The organism is Alteromonas sp. Cnat2-8 (assembly GCF_022348355.1).
Classification (GTDB): Bacteria; Pseudomonadota; Gammaproteobacteria; order Enterobacterales; family Alteromonadaceae; genus Alteromonas; species Alteromonas macleodii.
This window is the reverse complement of sequence record NZ_JAKREX010000001.1, coordinates 746555-761109: the sequence shown is the minus strand read 5'-3', so window position 1 is coordinate 761109 and position 14555 is coordinate 746555. Positions and strand designations below refer to the sequence as shown.

12 protein-coding genes are annotated in these 14555 nt (G+C 46.2%); 2 read left to right on the top strand and 10 right to left on the bottom strand.

All coding sequences use genetic code 11. The features are described 5' to 3' along the window. Positions 1-54: 54 nt before the first annotated feature. The 10 genes from MHN00_RS03185 to MHN00_RS03140 form a co-directional block, all read right to left on the bottom strand. A complete protein-coding gene (locus tag MHN00_RS03185) occupies positions 55-924 on the bottom strand; it encodes a peptidoglycan DD-metalloendopeptidase family protein (RefSeq protein WP_039224429.1) in 870 nt (289 codons plus the stop codon). A gap of 1 nt (position 925) precedes the next feature. Then, on the bottom strand, positions 926-1504 hold the full coding sequence (locus MHN00_RS03180) for a YqaA family protein (RefSeq protein WP_014948159.1): 579 nt from the start codon (positions 1502-1504) through the stop codon (positions 926-928). Then, positions 1501-2136, bottom strand: coding sequence for a protein-L-isoaspartate(D-aspartate) O-methyltransferase (locus tag MHN00_RS03175; RefSeq protein ID WP_014948160.1), 636 nt, complete (start codon positions 2134-2136; stop codon positions 1501-1503). The genes MHN00_RS03180 and MHN00_RS03175 overlap by 4 nt, the downstream gene beginning before the upstream one ends. A gap of 80 nt (positions 2137-2216) precedes the next feature. Continuing rightward, entirely contained in the window at positions 2217-3302 is a 1086-nt protein-coding gene (truD, locus tag MHN00_RS03170; RefSeq protein WP_039224431.1) for a tRNA pseudouridine(13) synthase TruD, read from the bottom strand. Further along, positions 3299-3772: a 2-C-methyl-D-erythritol 2,4-cyclodiphosphate synthase gene (gene ispF / locus MHN00_RS03165; protein ID WP_014948162.1), complete on the bottom strand. Its 474-nt coding sequence runs from the start codon at positions 3770-3772 to the stop codon at positions 3299-3301. Before ispF ends, truD begins: the two co-directional genes overlap by 4 nt. Beyond that, a complete protein-coding gene (ispD, locus tag MHN00_RS03160) occupies positions 3772-4533 on the bottom strand; it encodes a 2-C-methyl-D-erythritol 4-phosphate cytidylyltransferase (RefSeq protein ID WP_110288548.1) in 762 nt (253 codons plus the stop codon). The genes ispF and ispD overlap by 1 nt, the downstream gene beginning before the upstream one ends. Before the next feature lie 5 nt (positions 4534-4538). Continuing rightward, positions 4539-4829, bottom strand: coding sequence for a cell division protein FtsB (gene ftsB / locus MHN00_RS03155; RefSeq protein ID WP_014948164.1), 291 nt, complete (start codon positions 4827-4829; stop codon positions 4539-4541). Positions 4830-4928: 99 nt separating this feature from the next. Beyond that, the gene (locus MHN00_RS03150; protein WP_039224435.1) at positions 4929-6644 is read right to left on the bottom strand and encodes a TIGR03545 family protein; all 1716 of its coding nucleotides are present in this window, start codon (positions 6642-6644) and stop codon (positions 4929-4931) included. Positions 6645-6986: 342 nt separating this feature from the next. Further along, on the bottom strand, positions 6987-8609 hold the full coding sequence (locus MHN00_RS03145; RefSeq protein WP_239300245.1) for a methyl-accepting chemotaxis protein: 1623 nt from the start codon (positions 8607-8609) through the stop codon (positions 6987-6989). A gap of 132 nt (positions 8610-8741) precedes the next feature. Next, on the bottom strand, positions 8742-9200 hold the full coding sequence (locus MHN00_RS03140; protein WP_239300243.1) for an Lrp/AsnC family transcriptional regulator: 459 nt from the start codon (positions 9198-9200) through the stop codon (positions 8742-8744). A gap of 176 nt (positions 9201-9376) precedes the next feature. On the opposite strand from MHN00_RS03140, the gene MHN00_RS03135 reads away from it, so the two are divergent. Together MHN00_RS03135 and putA are read left to right on the top strand one after the other, a co-directional pair. Beyond that, a complete protein-coding gene (locus MHN00_RS03135; protein ID WP_239300241.1) occupies positions 9377-10423 on the top strand; it encodes a zinc-dependent alcohol dehydrogenase family protein in 1047 nt (348 codons plus the stop codon). Between the two features lie 297 nt (positions 10424-10720). After that, on the top strand, positions 10721-14518 hold the full coding sequence (gene putA, locus MHN00_RS03130) for a bifunctional proline dehydrogenase/L-glutamate gamma-semialdehyde dehydrogenase PutA (protein WP_039217490.1): 3798 nt from the start codon (positions 10721-10723) through the stop codon (positions 14516-14518). Positions 14519-14555: the final 37 nt, after the last annotated feature.

Sequence of the window (14555 nt, the reverse complement as noted above, 5' to 3'; positions counted from 1 at the left end):
AGGTTTACCTTATGACGTTTCTCCTTTGTCTTTTTTTATTGTTATTTATTTTTATTATTTTAATGCTGGCAGGTATTTCATAGGGTCTAATGATTTCCCTCTATACCTAACTTCAAAGTGAAGTTTTACCGAATTTGTTCCGCTGTCACCCATGGTTGCAATTTGCTGCCCTGCCGACACCCATTCTCGTTCTTTGACTAAAATAGTGTCGTTGTAGGCATAGGCACTTAGAAAGGTATCTGTATGCTTAATGATAACCAGATTACCGTAACCTCTTAGTGCGCTACCTGAGTAAACAACTTTTCCATCTGCTGCCGCTACGACTTTACTGCCTTTAGCACCAGCGATATCAATACCTTTGTTGCCTGACTCTGACTTACTGAAGGTTCCAACTACCTTACCTTCTGCAGGCCACACCCACTCTTGTACTTTGTCTGGAAAACTCGTCGGTGTTTGTTTTTTGACGCTTTGTGACGGCTTCTTGACAGTTGTAACATTTTGTGGCTTAACAACTTTTTCACTTTCACGATACGCCTGTGGTTGTGGGCGGTCAACCAAACTTTTGTCTACATTTGATGTGGTCGGAGCTGTTGACTGATTGGTCTTGGACTTAGGTATAACGGGGGCTGTAGCCACATTCGAAGGTGGCGTGACGTTTAAAACTTGACCAGGGAAAATGGTGTAAGGAGCTGATAATTGGTTGTATTTTGCTAAGTCGCGATAGTCATTTCCCGTGTACCATGCCACCGCATAGAGGGTGTCTCCCCGTTGAACTTTATAGGTTTTTTTTGTGTATTCTTCGCTTCCATCTGAAACTTGGCTATTTAATAAAACCACGGGAGCGGGTGCACTTCTTCCTGCACAGCCCCCGATGAGTACACAAATATATAACAAAATTCCTATGTGAAGGTGGGGCCTACGCATGTCATCGCAATAGTAAATAAGCGAATATTGCGAGGATGACTACTCCCCATCCAAGCACTTCTACATACTGCCTTAGCTTTTGCTCCATGGCTGCGCCCCCCCAGCGCATGAGTGCTGCGACCAAAAAGAAGCGTGCGCCTCGACCAACAGCTGATGCCAGTACAAATGGCAAGAAGGCCATTTGCAAGAAGCCAGCACTCACAGTGAAAATTTTATAAGGGATAGGTGAGAAACCAGCAAGAAAAACTACCCATACGCCGTAGTCTTTAAACCACTGCATTGCCGTGTCTATTTTGTGGGTATACCCCCAGCTCTCGATAAGCGGAGCCAGCCAAGCATCGAAAGCAAAGTAACCAAGCCAATAGCCAGCTATACCGCCCAAAATCGACGCGATGGTCGTAATAAAAGCGAACTGCCATGCTCTAGCAGGCTGGGACAGTGCCATCGGCGCAAGCATAACATCAGGTGGAATAGGGAAGAAAACCGACTCTGAGAAGCTTAACCCGCCCAAATATTTGGTTGCGTGACGATGTCTCGCCCAGCGTAACGCCATGTCATAACATGGCTCAAAAAGCTTCACATTAGCTCTCCTGCTACAAGGGGAACAAATCGGACCGATTCAATGGTCGATGTTTTTAGTTCACCTTCAATCCTATCAATACACAGTAACGATTGTTGCTCGTTACCTACGGGAATAATCAACCGCCCGCCTTCTTTAAGCTGATCGCACAGATCCTGTGGAAGACTTGCAGCGGCGGCGGTGACAATAATGGCATCGTAAGGGCCCTTGGATGCCCAACCTTTCCAACCATCGCCGTGTTTCATTGCAATATTGTGAAGGTCGAGCTGATTCATTCGACGTTTCGCTTGGAACTGCAATGATTTAATACGTTCAACACTGAATACTTTGGCAAAAAGCTGCGCAAGAATAGCGGTCTGATAACCTGAACCCGTGCCTATTTCTAAGACTTTCTCGGGTTTATTAGGGCTATCTAGCAGCAACTCTGTCATTTTCGCAACAATATAAGGCTGCGAAATGGTTTGGCCTTGACCTATTGGCAATGCCGTATTTTGATAGGCCTTATGTTTCAGCGCGTCGGGTAAAAAGCTTTCCCGCGGCGTACCAGCAATGGCGTTCAATACTGCTTGCGAACGTATTCCCTCGTTATAAAGCAGTTGTGCTAACGCGTCTCCTTTTCTAGAAGCTCTCATGATGTTGCGTACTTTCCTTTATTCTTATCCACAGCCACGCGAGGTTTAGTCTGTTGCGCGCCACGCTTTCTCAATACTCTTTACACCCTGTTAATTGGGGACAAGGTTTCCACGCACTCTCTAAGGACTGAGGTTGCAAAGCAGCCACTTGGAAGCGCAAACGAGATAGTAAATGTATCACCCTTACTCTGCCATTCAAGCTGTGAAGGCCAAATTTTTATCGCACGACGCTCTTGTTCGAACCCGCACTGGCTTAAAAAGTCGATAACTTCACTATTTTGCTCTGCAACAGATTGCTCAAGTGCTAGTGTGTCAGCTTGCGTAACAAGTTCACCTTTACCCCACAGCGGTGCTGAAGGGCATACGTCTTTGGCATTAAAACGACGTTGTGCGTCTTGCTGCTGCTCAGAGTCGTCGGAACCTTCGTTGATGAAAAAGCTATTAGAACCTGAAAGCACCAGTGCGTCGCCGTGAGTGACCTTGTCGAACATGCCTTTTTCTAAGCGTGCAGAAAGCATTTCATTAAATAGCCAGCTGCGCAGTGCAGAAAGCGCCATGGAACGTTTGTTGCGGTGTCTGATGGTTTCACCGTTTACCATTCGCTCGGCCATTACCAAGTTTCCACCGCGTTGCACTTCACCCATGTCATTTAAGCGCATTACGCCAAAGCGTTGTTCGCCGTAATAGTTCGGCACACCGTGCTTTTCAATTTCTTGAAGACGCTCTTCAATGGCCTCAGGATGCAGTACCTGGCGCAAGGTAATCGTAAAGTGATTGCCTTTAAGCTGACCCGTTCGCAACTTTTTATTGTGACGCATTTGCTTAAGCACTTTAACGCCTTCCAGTTCAAAGTTGCTGAAGTCGAAGTCAGGCTTACCCGGCGCGTGAATACCAAACCACTGTTGCGTTACCGCGTATTTGTCTTTGCGACCAGCATAGGTAATTTGGCGTAATGGAAGGTTAACGAAACGGGCTAGCTGCTCAGCGACAAACGCGGTATTGGTGTTGGTTTTTTCAATAAATACAAACTGGTGCTCGCCTTCACCACAAGGGGTATAACCCAAATCCTCTACAACTTGAAAATCGTCGGCTTGGAATTTAAAAATACCGGTGGATACAGGTTTTGCGAAATAGTACTGCCAGTGGTCAGTGTGTAAAGGCTTCATAATTTTTCCAGTAGAACAACGGCGTGAGAGGCAATGCCTTCTTTACGGCCTGTATAGCCTAGCTTTTCAGTGGTCGTTGCTTTTACGTTGATGTCGTCAAGCGATACGTTGCAGTCTTGGGCAATAATCTCACGCATAGCAGTAATATGCGGCGCCATCTTAGGTGCTTGCGCCACAATGGTCATATCTGCATTACTTAAGCGGTAACCTTTCTCCCTTACTACATTGACAACGTGACGCAGCAGCACGCGGCTGTCTGCACCCGCGTATGCGTCGTCTGTGTCAGGGAAGTGCTTGCCAATATCACCGAGTGCTGCTGCACCTAGCATTGCATCACACAGTGCGTGTAGTAATACATCGCCATCTGAGTGAGCTAACAGTCCTTGCTCATAGTCGATACTGACGCCACCTATTGTGATGGGGCCTTCACCGCCAAACTTGTGTACATCAAATCCGTGTCCAATTCGCATTATGATTGTGCCTTTTGATTTTTTGCGCTGTGGCTTTGAACTCTGTAGTTTTGAGCGTTCTGGCCTTGCGCGCTTAATTTTTGCTTAAGATAAAATTCTGCCAAAGGAAGATCGGCCGGATGCGTTATTTTTATATTTGCCGGACTTCCGCTTACCATGGCAACTTTGTAGCCTTCAAGCTCCATGGCAGAGGCTTCGTCTGTGATATTCGCGCCCTGTGATAAACCATTTTGAAGCGCGCGTTTTAGCAATGTTGCTGGAAAAAGTTGCGGCGTTAAAGCGTGCCAAAGACCGTCTCGGTCTTCAGTGTGAGAAATAACATTTGTTGAAGGTTTGACCCGCTTCATGGTGTCACGAACAGGGGTAGCTAGAATACCGCCAGAAACGTTATCACTGTTCATTAATTCGAGCAGCGCGGAAATATCGCTTTCTTCTATACAAGGCCTCGCGGCATCGTGAACCAGTGCCCAATCGTTCTCGCCAAGTGACATAAGCCCGTTCAATACACTATCAGCGCGTTCCTTTCCGCCATCTACAACGCGAATGGGTTTTTCACGTAACCGATATTGATCAAAATACGCGTCACCTGGGCTTATCGCTACGATCACGTCGTCGATTAACGGATGCTGTAGCAGCGCGTCAATCGTGTGTTCAAGAATGGTTTTACCATTTAAGGTGAGGTATTGCTTTGGGCGGTCAGCCTGCATTCGGCTGCCAACTCCGGCTGCGGGGATAACCGCAACAACGCGGGGCGATGTCATTTTCTTCACTTAGAATCTGCGGGCAAAATACGGTAGAAGGTTTCTCCCTTTTTAATCAGACCGAGTTCATTTCGGGCTCTTTCTTCAATGGCTTCTAGACCAATTTTTAAATCGCTAATATCAGCTTTAAGTAGGGCATTGCGCTGAGCGAGGTTGGCATTTTGAAGGGCTTGAGAGTGAACTTCTTGTTTTCGGTTGAAGTAATCGGGAATACTATTTTTTCCAAACCATAGCCTGTATTGCAATAGACCAAGCAGTACTATCAATACAATGGGAAGCCATTTACCTTGCAACACAGATTCACCTGACAATGTGGTTAAGCGGAAAAAAAGCAGAGGCTCTTCGCCTCTGCTGTGTCTTATTATGCCGCGAAGCAGCGTCGAGTCAAAGGCGCATTATTCACCTTGGCCCAATTTTCCCTTCAATTTATCAAACAGCTTACTTTTTTGCTGCTCAACAACGTTGTTAAGTTGAGCTTGAAGCAGCTCCTGAAGGGCGGCACTGTCGCCTTGGGCTGCGCTAAGCATACTGTTTACGTCAACAAGCTCGCCTGATAGCAATGATTGTTCGTTACTTATCATGCTGTTGAGTTTGTTGTTTAATTCATCCAGCTTGTCTTTTTGGCTGGCAGTAAGCTGTGAAAGCGCCGCTTTAGCCAGCTTATTATCAAGATCAGACTTAATGTTAAAGCCAGGATCTGAAAGCGTGCCGTCTAGCAGCATCGTCATGTTTAGGCTGGTTAACGTTTGCAGTGCCTGCGCAATAGCACTGGTGATATCACTGGTGCCAGTTGCTTCCATAACGAGCTGCTGAAGGTCAACTTCGCCTGTACCGGTAAGCATGTTATCAGTGACTTTCATCGATCCATTGGTTTTCATCAGCGCTGATTTAAGCACCGCATTTAGTGTTTCATTACCGCTAAATGAAATGTTAGACATATTCACACCGGCTAGCTGCCATACTTGGCTAGCGTCAACCCCGTTGCCGTCAATCCAGAATTCACCGCTGGAAGTAAACGACTTTAGTAACTCGCCCGCTGCTTCAATAGTAAAGGTGGTGGGGTTACCGAATACTTCGTGAACGTTTGTAATGTTGTTCCATTTGCTGGTGATAGATTCATTTTGCCAAAGCACTGATACATTGGCTTCTTTCACCAAAATCGACGGCACTTCAGTCGGTGCTTCACTTTTTTCTTCACCTTGAATGAGCGGCATAACAATTTGCATTGCTGCCATAAGGTACTCAGTGTATTCCGCCGCTTTGTCGCCAAACACAAAGTAAGTGACTTGAGAAAGTGCCGCTTGGTCACCTGCAATTACCCCTTTTAGCAACGCGTAATCTTCTTGTGGCGCTTTCTTAAGTGCTTCAACACTTTCACTAAGGGCTTGTTTGGCATCGCTCGCTTTTTCCGTGAAATTGCTAATAAGCGCGCGGTCTGCCTGCATTTCTTCTTTCAACTTATCAAAAGAAGACTTTGCCTGTACCAAGGCTTGAGGGTCTTTGTAGTTCGTTTCTTTTAGCTGGGCTACCTGCGTTTTGTAGTACTCAATGCGCGACTTATCAGGTAAAGATTCATAGTCGTCTTTCAAACCTTTTCCATAGGTTTCGTAGGCAGACTTTGCATTTTCAATGGCAGCAGTGGTTTTTAGTGGATTGCGGGCGAGAAGTTCGTCAACCGTAGGCACGGCTTCTTTGGCTTTTGCTTTAATTTCGTCAAATGACAGTGAACGTTCTGGAACGCGATACACTTCACCTTCAGACTCGCGCTGTGTATCGAACTGCACTTTCAGTAAATCAAGATTGTTTACGATAACTTGATCATCTAACAGTGGCTTCAGCTCAACGTCTGCGTGAGCTTCACCTACAAAAACTTGGTTGTGAGTAGGCTTTGTGGGGTTGGTGAGTGCAATACCTTTCAGCGTAACAGTTGTTGGAAAAAGAGAGTGGTCGAACTCGTCGATATTCACTTCTGCTCCATAGGATTCGCCCAGCTTGGACTCAAGAATAGATTTGATGATGGTATTGGCGAACAGGAAATACACCAAAAATAGCAACACGAAAAAACCGACAACCCATAATAAAATAGGCTTACCCTTTGAACCACTGCTCATATTCAACTCCTTGATTTTTTGCGCGTCTGGCTTTTATTGCGCATAAGTCACTACTTTGGTGGCTAGTATATCGCTCAATAAAAAGTAATCGATTAACCGCCACTTATGGTGCCTCTGAGTGTAATGCACTCAGGTCTTTTCTTCCATACGCAGAAGGTAGGTGTATTGATTAAACCATGTGAGCTTTTAAACAACTTGACGTAAGAGAAGCAAAATTCGGCAAAGTTTACTTTTTTTAAAAGAAAATTACCCTGAGCTATGGAGTGGTAGCAGCAGTAAAGTGAGCCTGCTTCTCAATGCTTTGCAGCAAAGCGCAGCAGGCTCGTTGAAATGTGAAATGCTTTAAAGCTTAAAGCGGTTCGCAATGTCCATTATTGCTATACAGCTTGCGCGTAACGCCTGGCTCGCAGCTGCTAATTCATCTGCCGTTCTCAAGCTACTATCAGCAGCACCCGAAAGCGCATTGATGCGCATATTCGCTTCGGTAGCGGCTTCCGCTTGCTGCTCGGTAGCCCGCGCTATTTCGCTACTCATATCTGCAATTTCAGTCATTAAGCGATCAGCTTCTTGTAGATTTTGATTCGCCTGTATAGCGTTGTCTACCGTTTTGGTTGACGCTGACTGGCTTACTTTTACTGCATCTACTGCGCTTTTGGCATTACTTTGCAGCTTTTCTATCATCGCTTGGATTTCATCGGTACTTTGTCCGGTTCGACTTGCCAGTGTACGCACTTCATCAGCTACGACGGCGAAACCTCGTCCTTGCTCGCCAGCTCGCGCTGCTTCTATAGCAGCGTTAAGCGCCAGTAAGTTAGTTTGTTCGGCAATGCCGCGAATTACATCAAGCACTGCACCAATGCTTTCAGTCTGCGCAGCAAGTTCGGTAACAGCGCTACTTACGCTTTCAATATCAGAGGTAAGAGAGCGTATATCGTTTACGGTACTATCCACAACCGAGGCGCCGTTTTGCACGTTACCCCGCGCGCTGCTGGTACTCTTTTCTGCAGAATCTGCGTTATTGCTAACCTCATTTATCTGCGTTGTCATCTCTTCCATGGCAGCGGCAACTTGAAGCATATTTTCATTTTGCGTCTGTGCCTGAGCGTTACTATTTTTACTTGATGTTTCTACAAGTTCTGCTTGCTGGGTCAGTGAATTAATATTCTCACGGATCCCCAACAGCGAATGGCGCATTTTTTCGGTATATTCATTAAAGTAGCGTGCCAAACGCGTTACTTCATCTTGGCCAGTTTCAGGCAACGAGCGGGTGAGATCACCTTCTCCTTGTGAGATATCCTTCATTCGCTCACTTACTTCTTGAACCGGTTTCACTATGCTGCCGCCAATAACATAAACAAGCACCACAACTAGCACTATGCTAACCAGACAAAACACCGCAATCACATTGCGAAGATGAGCAAATTCTTTTTCAAGATTGGTAAGGTAGATACCAGAGCCCACTGTCCATCCCCACGGCTTGAACTCTTTAACGTAGGAAATTTTGTCGGTAGGTGACTCTTCACCGGGAAGCGGCCATACATAATCGACAAAACCTTCACCTTTCGATTTCACTTTTTGCGCCGTTTCTATAAAGAAGGCTTTGCCATTCCCGTCTTTAAAGGTTCGTAAATCTTGACCGTCAAGGGCGGGCTTGATGGGGTGCATAACCATAGATGGCGTTTGGTCTTGGATCCAAAAGTAATTGCTGCCGTCGTATCGTAGCGCTTTGACGGCCTCTAACGCCTGTTGCTTAGCGGTTGCCTCGTCTACGTCGGTGCGCGCCGCGAAGCTACTGAGCATGGTATGAACCACCTCGACCAGGTGCTGATTTTCATCATAAGACTTTTGCTTTAATGCTTCGTAGTGCCTGTTTAAAACAACGGCAGTAAGAAGTACAAATAACAGCGTAATTAGGGCAACGATAATGCCCAAACGTTGAATTAAACTGAATTTTCTTAACCACATCGGCAAATACCTATCTATTTGTATTTTTGTTTTTTTAAAGTGTAGACGGTTTTTATACTTCTACTTATTACTCCAGAGTTAAATTAGACAAATGTACCAAAATTTAAGTATGGCACTTTTTGTGGTGTTTATTCAGCAATCTAAAGGCAGTCGAACTGTTGATTTAAGCTCTTTAAGGGAAATACTTGATGATATATCTGATATGCCGGGGAGTTTTCGCAGTACTGTATCTACAAAGTGGCCGTAATCATCCAAGTCTCTGGCCACCACTTGTAGTAAGAAATCAGCGCCACCTGTGATGTTGTGGCAGCTTAAAACGTTGTCGCAGCGTTGAATAATATCAATAAAGTCACTCGTTGTTTTTGTGTCATGGGCTGTGTAAGTGAGCTGTACAAACGCCAGCACGCCATACCCTAGCTTTCGTTTGTTCAAGTTCGCTTGGTAACTCTCAATGTATCCTTCATTCTCTAATCGTCTTACGCGTCTCCAGCAGGGTGTTTCACTCATATAGAGCTTTTCAGCCAGCTTGGCGTTCGACAATTTTCCGTCCTTTTGAAGTAAGGCTAAAATTTTCTTATCAACATTATCCATGCTCTTCTTTATGTCCTATTTGATGGATTCTTTCCTCAATTAAATATTAATTAAAAGCTTCTTTCAATTTGGGCTATCTAAGCTAATTAGAAAGCAAGGTTATTTCGCGAGTACTCTTTTAGACTTAGTCACAATGGTGTGAACACTTATTAGTCTTATTTTGGAGGGCTGTAATCATGAAAGCTGTGGTATTTGAATCGTTTGGTGGAAAATTAAATATTCAGGACGTAAAGAAGCCCCTGCCAAAATCTCACGGGGTAGTGATACGGGTAAAAGCCACAGGCGTGTGCCGCAGCGATTGGCATGGCTGGATGGGACATGATGATGGAATAAACTTACCTCATGTACCGGGTCATGAATTTGCTGGCGTTGTAGAGTCTGTTGGAAGCGATGTAAAGCGATTCAAAGCGGGCGATAAAGTTACGGTGCCTTTTATTAGTGCGTGTGGAAGATGTTCAGAATGCTCTTCGGGTAATCACCAGGTGTGTGGTAACCAAACACAGCCGGGCTTTACTCACTGGGGCTCGTTTGCAGAATATGTAGAAATCGATTTTGGAGACGTTAATCTGGTTCATCTCCCTGAAGAAATAGACTACGTGACTGCGGCTAGTTTGGGTTGCCGTTTTGCTACATCATTTCGCGCAGTGGTTGACCAAGGTAAGGTGAGCGCAGGGCAATGGGTCGCTGTTCACGGCTGTGGTGGCGTTGGGCTATCTGCTGTGATGATTGCATCGAGTATTGGCGCAAACGTTATTGCCGTTGATATTTCAGATGACGCACTAGCATTGGCGCAAAAGCTTGGCGCTGATGTAATGATTAATGCTAAGAATGAAAAGGATGTGTCTGCGACAATCAAGCGCCTTTCATTAGGCGGTGCGCACGTGTCAATTGACGCCTTAGGAAATCCTATTACCTGTGTTAACTCGGTAAATAGCTTAAGAAAGCGTGGTAAACATGTTCAAGTTGGTCTGCTGTTAGCTGAACAGTCAACGCCCCCTATTCCCATGGATACGGTCGTTGCACATGAGCTTGAAATAATAGGTAGTCACGGTATGCAGGCGTATCGTTACGAGGCCATGTTTGGCATGATCGCCACAAAAAAGCTGAATCCCCAAGCCCTTATTGGAAAGATAATTTCACTTCAAGAAGCGCCTAAAGCGTTGACTGAAATGGACAAATATTCACAACCTGGCGTGACCGTTATTTCTTTTGATGAAAAGTGAAAAACAGGGCTTGTTGAGCAGCGTGTGAAATGTCATCTAACGCACTGAATACGTAGCTTGACAGAGAATCAAAAAAACTTTTCTGGTAGGGGCTTGGCAGGGCGATTTTGTGTGCTACCATCCGCGCAAATTTGGCACTGTCGTGATCTTCATCCAAAAGTATAAAGTTAAAAGAAGAACGACAGGTCAACGCAGGGTTTCGACTTTGCTTGTTTTTTAGCCGCTTCCATGTAACCGTGAGCAGTCTTACACGGCGGGAACGCTTTTTGTTACAGCTATTTCTATGAAAGGGTTGCAATGCTCATTAACGACACACTTCATACAACTTCACCCCTACGCCAGCGTATAAGAGACTACTATCGCATTAGTGAGTCGGTGGCTGTGGATCAAATCCTTCCCATTGCCGAGGTAAACCCACGTGCACGAAGCCGTGCATGGGAACGCGCACGAAAGATGGTGCTTCAAATTCGCCGAGAGCAAGAAGGGCACGGTGGTGTTGACGCATTATTAAATGAATACTCGCTATCTACAGCAGAAGGTGTGGTATTGATGTGCTTGGCTGAAGCCTTGCTGCGTGTTCCAGACAAAGCCACTCAAGATGAGCTTATTCGTGACAAACTGTCTCAGGGACAGTGGACACCTCACTTGGGGAATTCAGAGTCGTTATTTGTTAACGCATCGGCGTGGGGCTTGTTATTTACGGGCAACATGGTGAACTATGCCGACAAGCGCAAGAAAGAACAGTTTGGCTTGTTAAAACAAACCCTTGGCCGCTTAGGTGAACCTGTTATTCGCCGCGCTATGAACATTGCGATGCGCGTTATGGGTCGTCAGTTTGTTATGGGCGAAACCATTGAAGATGCAGTAGATCGCGCCAAAGAGAAAGAAACCAAAGGGTACGTATATTCTTACGATATGCTAGGCGAAGGCGCACGCACTATGCGCGACGCTGAGCGTTACTACGATGCATACGTAAAAGCAATAAAAGTAATCGGTAAAGCGGCTAACGGACGCGGTCCTAAGCGTTCACCGGGGATCTCGGTAAAGCTTTCTGCTATTCACCCACGCTTTGAATTTTCTCACCGCGAACGCGCCATGGCAGACATTCCGCCGCGCTTGAAAGCGCTGTGTATGATGGCGAAAGAATACGATATCGGTTTAACCGTAGATGCGGAAGAAGCTGACCGTCTAGAGCTTTCTCTAGACATTATTGAAGCCGTATTTCGCGATGAAGACCTGAACGGTTGGACAGGCTTTGGCTTGGCCGTACAGGCCTACCAAAAACGCGCAATCCACGTTATAGAGCACTTACGTGAACTTACCCTAGAGGTAGGTCGTCCGCTAATGGTGCGTTTGGTTAAAGGCGCTTATTGGGATACTGAGATTAAGCTTACTCAACAAGCGGGCCTTGAAGAGTTCCCTGTATTTACCCGTAAGTCGTCAACAGATGTGTCATACCATGCCTGTGCGAACCGTCTACTTGAGTATCGCGACACCATTTACCCGCAGTTTGCGACTCACAATGCCTACACAGCGTCTGTTATTGTTGAGCTTGCTGGTGATGACAAAGAAGGTTTTGAGTTCCAGTGTCTGCACGGTATGGGCGATACCCTTTACGATCAGGTGGTAACACAGGATAAAATTCAGTGCCGTGTTTATGCACCTGTAGGTGAACACGAAGACTTATTGGCCTACCTTGTACGTCGTCTTCTTGAAAACGGCGCGAACTCGTCGTTTGTAAACGCTATCGTTGACGATGAAAAACCGGTTGAGTCTTTGCTTGAAGATCCGGTAGAGAAAACACAACGCCTGAAAGTACGCTATAACAAGTTAATCAAAACCCCACGTGGGCTGTATGCGCCAGAGCGCGATAACTCGCGTGGTCTAGACCTTACCGACACCAATGCGGTAACGGCGCTAAAACACGAACTTGAACGCTGGCAGGATTACTACAAAGTGACCGGTGAAGTGCCAGAAGGTGCGACAGCGGTACTTAGCCCAACTAACCACAACGACGTGGTAGGTTATCATCATTACGCTACGCCTGATGATATGCGCAAAGCATTAGATGAAGCCGAAGCTGGGTTTGAAGCATGGTCTAAACGCGATGTAAGCGAGCGCGCTGAAATACTTAATCGAACAGCAGATGCGCTTGAGCGCCACATGGCAGAACTTATCGCTATCTGTATGCGTGAAGCCGGTAAAGTAGCGCAAGACAGTATTGATGAAGTGCGTGAAGCCGTTGATTTCTGTCGCTACTACGCGGCGCGTGCAGAAGAGCTTGCTGAAGATCAACGCTTACTTCCTCGTGGTGTTGTGCTTTGTATTAGCCCGTGGAACTTCCCACTAGCCATCTTCTTAGGCCAAGTGGCAGCGGCACTTGTAACAGGTAACACGGTTATTGCTAAGCCTGCTGAACAAACCAGCATTATTGCGCAGCGTGCGGTAGATATTATGCACTCGGTAGGCCTGCCAGAAGACGCACTGAAACTTATTGTGTCGCCTGGTAAAGAAGTGGGCGAAACCCTTCTACCAGACGAGCGCATTAAAGCGGTAATGTTCACAGGTTCAACGCAAACCGGTACGTTAATTTCTCAAGTGCTTGCAGAACGTGGTGGCGAACAGGTGCCATTGATTGCAGAGACGGGCGGTCAAAACTGTATGATTGTTGATTCAACTGCACTGCCAGAGCAGGTAGTTGATGACGTGATCCACTCTGGTTTCCAAAGTGCCGGTCAGCGCTGTTCAGCGCTTCGCGTATTGTTCGTACAAGATGAAATTGCTGATGACCTTATCGAAATGCTAACCGGCGCCATGAAAGAGCTTACCGTTGGTGATCCAACGCAGCTTGCTACCGATGTTGGCCCTGTTATTGATGAGAAGGCGCTTAAGAGCCTAACCGATCACCAAGAGTATATGGAAGATAAAGCTAAGCTGCTTTATCGCAATGAAATGCCAGCAGGCTTTGAAAACGGTACTTTCTTTGCGCCGACCTTATATGAAATCAAGAACATTGATGTGCTTGAAAAAGAAGTGTTCGGCCCTGTGGTACATATTGTTCGCTTTAAGTCGAAAGACCTTGATAGTGTGCTAGAGCAAATCAATGGCACAGGTTACGGCCTAACTATGGGCATTCACTCGCGTATTGAAGAGCGTGCTAACGAACTAGCGGCCAAGAGCCGCGCGGGTAACGTGTACATTAACCGCAACATGATTGGTGCTATTGTTGGCGTTCAGCCTTTCGGTGGACGTGGATTGTCTGGTACAGGTCCAAAAGCGGGTGGTCCTAATTATCTGCCTCGCTTAATGATGGAGCGTGCCACACCTAAGCCATCGCACATTGATGATGTAGATGGTACTGATGCAGCGCTTGTCGGTGATGAAAAGATTGCCGAGCGTGCGCACGTAATGATGGATAAAGCGAAAGCGGTAGAAGTGCAGTGGCGTCATACGCCGTTGAATGACCGTATTTCTATGGTACGTCAGCTTCTCGCTAAAATTGCGAAAGTGGACATCGTTGACGAGCTTGCTGATGACTTGAACCGTACGCTTGCGACGGCGCGTCAGCAGTTAACCAGTGTTGAACGCAAGCTAGCCAAGCCACAAACCTTGCCGGGGCCAACAGGTGAATCGAACAAGCTTTACCTAGAGCCTCGCGGGATCTTGGTGTGTTTTGCCGATAAAGAAGTAACCTTTGAATACTGGTTACTGTCTATTGTGACCGCGCTATCAACGGGTAACCCGGTAGTATCAGTTGTGTCTGAAATCTTCTATGAAGAAGCCGTTGAAATTCAAAACAAGTTTGAATCAACGGGCGCACCAAAAGGCTTATTCCAGGTAGCGCGTCTTGCGCATCTAGATACCTTGCTAATGGATGAAGATTTATCTGGCGTGGTAGTCGACTCTGGTACTGAGCGTACTGCGCGTATTACAGCAATGCTGTCATCTCGCGAAGGGGCTATCTTGCCTGTTATCACAGCTGAATATAATGACAACCTTATTCAGCGTTTGATGACCGAAAAAACCATCAGTATTGATACTACGGCATCAGGTGGTAACACATCGTTGATGACCCTAGTTGAAGATGATGAATAAGCGGTAATACTTGCGGTAAATACCGACTTGTCAAGAT